Below are 5574 nucleotides of genomic sequence, written 5' to 3'. Positions count from 1 at the left end.
CGGGGCGCGCGGGTGGTCCGTGCCGCATCCGGGGTCGCGCTCGTGAGGTCGGCGACGGGCCGCGTCACCGGCGTGACGACGCAAGGGACCGGCGCGAAGACCCATGCCGCCGGGACCGTCGTCCTGGCCGCGGGGACCGGTACCCGGGAACTCGTCGCGCCCCTCGGCATCGATCTGCCGGTGTCCGTGTCCCCGGCCTGCCGTCTGCGGCTCACCGCACCACCGGGGCTGGTCAGGACGATCCTGGCGCGCCCCGATCTGGAGGTGCGGGAGGTCCGCGACGGCGAACTCCTGGCGGTGATGCCGTACACGGTGACGCCGCACGAAGTGACGCCGCACGAGGAAGGGCCGCCGGGGGCCGCGCTCCAGCAGGCGGCCCGGCGCACCGTCGAGCGGCTGCGGAGCGCCCTCCGCGGCGCCGACGGGATCCGTCTGCGGGACGTCCGGGTCGGGCACCGTCCCCTGCCCGCGCACGGTCCGCTCGTCGGCCCCGCCGCCGAGGGCCTCTACGTCGCGGTCATGCACTCGGCGATCTCGCTCGCCCCGACGGCCGGCCGCCTGGTCGCGGAGGAGCTCACGACCGGCCGCCCGCGTCCGGAACTGGACCGCTGCCGCCCGTAGGGACGGCAGGGGCGTCAGCGCACCACGTCGAACACGTTCTTCTGCACCCCGTTCGCGTACGCCTCGTGCTCGACCAGGCGCAGCTGCTGCGCGTCCTTGTCCGTGGCGGAGAACAGCCGCTTGCCCGCGCCGAGCAGCAGCGGGAAGACGAGCAGGTGGTAGCGGTCGATGAGGCCCGCGTCGGAGAGGGCGTGGTTCAGGGTGGCGCTGCCGTGCATGATGACCGGGCCGCCCTCGGTCTGCTTCAGGGCGGCGACGTCGTCCAGGGTGCGCAGGATCGTGGTCTCGCCCCAGCCGTCCACGAGGGCGTCGTCGGTGAGCGTGGTGGAGACGACGTACTTCGGCAGGTCCTTGTACCGGGCGAACTCCTCCATGCCGGGCCACACGGGGCTGAACGCCTCGTAGCTGGTGCGGCCCAGGAGCATCGCGGAGGCCTCCTGCTGCTCCCGGCCCTTGATCTCGAAGGCCTCGGGCAGGAACTCCACGTTCTTGAACGTCCACCCCGCGTTCCGGTAGCCGGGCTCGCCGCCCGGCGCCTCCACGACGCCGTCGAGCGAGACGAAGGCGGTGCTGATGAGCGTACGCATCTGAGGTCTCCTGGTTCACGGGGTTGCTGTCGCCCATGATGACCGCGGCCCCGGGAGAAACTCATCGGCGACCCTCGGAGGCGGGCTCAGTCCCGCCCCAGCACCACCGTGCCCGCCGAGCAGAACCATCCGCCCGTCCCCGACGCCACGGCCAGCGCCGGCAGGGAACCGTCCGCGCGCCGCACCTGGTGCGGGCCCGCCTCGCCGCGCAGCTGCCGCACCGCCTCGACGAGGAGGAACAGGCCGCGCATCCCCGGGTGCTGCGCGGACAGGCCGCCTCCGTCGGTGTTGGTGGGCAGCTCGCCGTCGTGCAGCAGGCGGCCCTTCTCGACGAACGCCCCGCCCTCGCCCTTCGCGCAGAACCCGAGGTCCTCCAAGGTCACCAGCGTCATGTACGTGAAGGCGTCGTAGAGCTCCGCGATGTCGATCTCGGCGGGGGTCACCCCGGCCCGCTCGAAGGCGAGGGCGCCGCTCACCGCCGCGGGGGAGACCGTGAAGTCGTCCCACTCGGACATGGTGGTGTGCGAGACGTACTCGCCCGAACCCAGAACCCGCACAGGGGACTTGGCGCAGTCGGGGAGCAGGTCGTCGGCCACCATCAGCACCGCCGCGCCACCGTCCGAGCGGATGCAGCAGTGGAGTTTGGTGAACGGGTCGGCGATCATCGGGCCGGCCAGGACGTCGTCGACGGTGATCGGGTCGCGGAACATCGCGTCCGGATTGCGGGAGGCGTTCTGCCGTGCCTGGACGGCGACGTGGGCCAGCTGCTCCAGTGTCGTGCCGTACTCGTGCATGTGCCGACGGGCCGCCATCGCGTACTTGGCGATGAGCGAGTGCCCGTACGGCACCTCGAACTGGAGCGGGCCGCGTGCGCCGAACGACAGGTTCGACGTGCGCCGCTTCGCCTTGATGTCGGCCCGCGCGGTGGAACCGTAGACGAGGAGGACGGCGCGGGCGTGCCCGGCGGCGATGGCGTCCGCCGCGTGGGCCGCCATGACCTCCCAGGTGGAGCCGCCGACCGAGGTCGAGTCGACCCACCTCGGCTTCAGGCCCAGGTACTCGGCGACCTCGACGGGGGCGAGCGTGCCGAGACCGGCCGAGGCGAAGCCGTCGATCACGGAAGGGGGCAGGCCCGCGTCGGCCAGGGCGCGGCGGGCGGCCTGGGCGTGCAGGGCGTAGGGAGTGGCTTCGTCGACGCGGCCGCAGTCGGACAGCGCGATGCCCGCGATGGCGGCCTTACGGTGGGGGCCAGTCATGAATCTGACGGTACATCAGATCCGGAGTCGCGTAACAGGTGCGCCCGGCTCTGGGCATACGCGGCCCCCGGGCCTAATATGACGGCCCGTCAGAAAGGGGCTCGCATGGACGCCAGGTTCACCGACGAACAGCAGGAGATCCGCCGTACCCTGCGCGAACTCACCACCAAACGCTGCACCCCGGACGACGTCAAGGCCGCGGGACGCACCCCGGCCGGACACGACCCCGCCCTGTGGGGCACGCTCAGCGCGGAGCTCGGCCTGCCGGGGCTCGCGCTGCCCGAGCGACACGGGGGCGTCGGTGCCGCAGTGACCGAACTCGCTCTTGCCAGCGAGGAGTTGGGACGGGTCCTGGCGCCGACCCCGCTGTTCGCCACGAGCGGCCTCGTCGCCCCGCTGATCACCGCCCTGGGCACCGAGGAGCAGCGGGCGGCGCTGCTGCCGCGCATCGCCGACGGCTCCCTGACCGCGACCCTCGCCGTGCCCGGCACCGGCCTCGCCACCGCCCTCGGCCTGGTCGCCGACAACGCGGGCGACTGGGCGGGCGGCGGGCGCGCGGGCGGGGTGCAGGCGGGCCGGCAGGGCGACGGCTGGCGGCTGTACGGACAGGCCGAGCAGGTGCTCGACGGGCACAGCGCCGGGCTCCTCCTCGTCGCCGCGCACACCGGCGGCTTCGCCCGCTCCCGCACGCTGCTGTTCCTCGTGCGCGACGATGCCCCGGGGCTCGTGCGCACCCGGCAGACCTCCCTCGACGAGACGCGGCCGCAGGCACGGGTCGAACTGCGGGACGTGGACGTCGAGTTGCTGGGCGCCGAGGACGGTGACGTGGTGGGGGCGCTCGGGGGTGCCGGGGACACCGCCGCCACGCTGCTCGCCGCGGAGGCCGTCGGCGCCGCCGAACGGGCGCTGGAGCGGACCGTCGCCTACGTCAAGGAACGGGAACAGTTCGGCCGGCCCGTCGGCTCCTTCCAGGCCGTCAAGCACCGCCTCGCCGACGTCTACGTACAGGTGCAGGCGGCGCGGTCGGCCGCGTACTACGCCGCGTGGGCGGCGAGCACCGAGGACGGGGTGCGGGTCGGCGGGCTCGCGCTCGCGCAGGGACTGGAGGCGCTGCGCACCGCGGCCGCCGAGGCGGTGCAGCTGCACGGCGGCATCGGCTTCACCTGGGAGCACGACGCGCACCTGTACCTGAAGCGGGCCACCGGAGACGACCTGCTCTTCGGGCCCGTCCATCTGCTGCGGGCGCGCGCGGCGCAGGCCGCCGAGCTGTTCGAGGTGAGTGCCTGATGGCGCCACCGGGCCTGCGGTTCGTCCAGAAGGTGTCGTCGACCAGGGCCTTCGCCCGTGTGGCCCCGCACGTCGTCCCCGCCATGGACCGCACCGTGCACCGCCTCACCCGCGGCAAGGTGCTGCTCAGCGCCCAGATGCTGCCGGGGGTGATCCTGACCGCGAAGGGCGCGAAGAGCGGGCTGGCGCGGCGCACCCCGCTGGCCTGCATGCCCGAGGAGGAGCGGGGGACCTGGCTGCTGATCGGGTCGAACTTCGGGCGCCCCGGGCACCCGGCCTGGACGGCGAACCTGCGGGCGCACCCCGACGCCGAGATCAGCTGGCGCGGCGAGGACATCGCGGTGAGGGCCCGGCAGCTCGACTCCCGGGAGCGGGAGGAGGCCTGGGCGGCGGCGCTGAAGTTCTGGCCGCCGTACGCGGCGTACCAGGCGCGGATCGACCGGGAGATCCGGCTGTTCCGCCTGGAGCGGCGGACCTAGGCAAGGGGAGACGCGGAGGCGGGAGAGGCGGGGAAGCGGGGGAACTGCAACGGCGGCGGCTCACGCAAACACGCGAGCCGCCGCCGCACGACAGGACCAGGAGGAAAAGGGAGCTACTTGGTCGGCTTCTTTCCGGTCACGCCCAAATGCACCAACAGCGCCAGGTTCGGCTTGAGTTCGGCCTGCTTCACACCCCAGCTCTGGAAGCCCTTCTGGTGCGAGGCGACCGCCGCGAGCATGGCGACCAGGGAACCGGCCACGGCCGTGGGGCTCACGTCCTTGTCGACCTTGCCCTTGTCCTGGAGCTCCTTGACCGCGTCCGCAAGGGAGTTGTTCACCGAGTTCAGGATCTTCATGCGGATCTTGTAGAAGCGCTTGTCCCCCTCGGCCGCACCGAGGTCGACCACACGCAGAATTGCGTCGTTCTTGCGCCAGAACTCCAGGAATCCGTCCACGAGTTCCTGAGCCGTGGCCCAGCCGGCCCTGCCGACCCACGAGCGGTCGGCGACCAGATCGGTCAACCCCGCGCCCTCGGTGGCCATTTGTTCCGCGATCTCCAGGACGGCGCCCTCGACGTCCGGGAAGTACTGGTAGAACGTGGCGGGCGAAGTGCCCGCCTTTCGGGCCACATCAATGACTTTGACGTCCCGGTAGGGCGAGGAGCTGAGCATCTCGCCGAGGCATTCGAGCAGCTTCTGACGTGTTGCCTGACCACGCCGTCCGGCCACACGGCCGTCGACGGTACGTACTTGTCCTGTCATGCCGTCAGCTTACCGAGGGGTGATCGGAGCGCGATCTGACCGACTGCAAATGGGGTTGGCCGCCGTCAAACGGGACCGCGGCGGGGACCGCCGCCGGACAAAAGCGGCGGCCGAGGGGGCGGGAATTGGCCAGACGTTCGAATCTCAAGCACGGCGGCGTGGCCGCGGTGGCTAGCGTTGCGTCATGTACCCGGACTTCCCCGAGGGCGCCCCGTGCTGGGCCGACGCCCGGCTCCCCGACGTCGAGGCGGGCAAGCGCTTCTACGGAGACCTCTTCGGGTGGACCTTCGACGAGGGCGCGGGGGCCGAGCGCGGCTATTACACGGCGGCGTACGGGCAGGACCGGGCGGTGGCCGCACTCGCGCCCGGGGAAGCGGCCTGGACCGTCCACTTCGCGGTACGGGACGCCTACGCGGCCGCCGAGAAGGTCGTCGGCGCGGGCGGGCGGATCACGGCGGGGCCGGAGTCCGACGGCGCCGTGGCGACCGTGGCACTGGCCGCCGGGCCCGAGGGCGCGGCCTTCGGCCTGTGGCAGGCGGGCAGCCACCAGGGGTTCGAGCGGACCCGCGCCCCGGGCGCACTG

7 protein-coding genes are annotated in these 5574 nt (G+C 72.7%); 4 read left to right on the top strand and 3 right to left on the bottom strand.

The window, feature by feature from the left end:
- Nucleotides 1-621: FAD-dependent oxidoreductase (locus G3I40_RS24700; RefSeq protein ID WP_164304318.1), on the top strand; the 621-nt coding region annotated here is incomplete at its 5' end.
- Between the two features lie 14 nt (nucleotides 622-635).
- On the opposite strand, the gene G3I40_RS24695 is transcribed toward G3I40_RS24700, so the two are convergent.
- Together G3I40_RS24695 and G3I40_RS24690 are read right to left on the bottom strand one after the other, a co-directional pair.
- Entirely contained in the window at nucleotides 636-1208 is a 573-nt protein-coding gene (locus G3I40_RS24695; protein WP_164304317.1) for a dihydrofolate reductase family protein, read from the bottom strand.
- Nucleotides 1209-1294: 86 nt separating this feature from the next.
- Nucleotides 1295-2464 carry an acetyl-CoA acetyltransferase gene (locus G3I40_RS24690; protein WP_164304316.1) on the bottom strand — a complete coding sequence of 390 codons (1170 nt, stop codon included), beginning with the start codon at nucleotides 2462-2464 and terminating at the stop codon, nucleotides 1295-1297.
- Nucleotides 2465-2569: 105 nt separating this feature from the next.
- Here G3I40_RS24690 and G3I40_RS24685 point away from each other — a divergent pair, with 105 nt between their 5' ends.
- Both G3I40_RS24685 and G3I40_RS24680 read left to right on the top strand, forming a co-directional pair.
- Entirely contained in the window at nucleotides 2570-3751 is a 1182-nt protein-coding gene (locus tag G3I40_RS24685; RefSeq protein ID WP_164304315.1) for an acyl-CoA dehydrogenase family protein, read from the top strand.
- Nucleotides 3751-4230 carry a nitroreductase family deazaflavin-dependent oxidoreductase gene (locus tag G3I40_RS24680; RefSeq protein ID WP_164304314.1) on the top strand — a complete coding sequence of 160 codons (480 nt, stop codon included), beginning with the start codon at nucleotides 3751-3753 and terminating at the stop codon, nucleotides 4228-4230. Before G3I40_RS24685 ends, G3I40_RS24680 begins: the two co-directional genes overlap by 1 nt.
- Before the next feature lie 113 nt (nucleotides 4231-4343).
- On the opposite strand, the gene G3I40_RS24675 is transcribed toward G3I40_RS24680, so the two are convergent.
- Entirely contained in the window at nucleotides 4344-4991 is a 648-nt protein-coding gene (locus tag G3I40_RS24675) for a TetR family transcriptional regulator (protein WP_164304313.1), read from the bottom strand.
- Between the two features lie 184 nt (nucleotides 4992-5175).
- Here G3I40_RS24675 and G3I40_RS24670 point away from each other — a divergent pair.
- The coding region (locus G3I40_RS24670; RefSeq protein WP_164304312.1) for a VOC family protein at nucleotides 5176-5574 on the top strand (399 nt) is incomplete at its 3' end.

The organism is Streptomyces sp. SID14478 (assembly GCF_010548525.1).
Taxonomy (GTDB): Bacteria; Actinomycetota; Actinomycetes; order Streptomycetales; family Streptomycetaceae; genus Streptomyces.
This window is presented reverse-complemented; position numbering and strand designations above follow the sequence as displayed.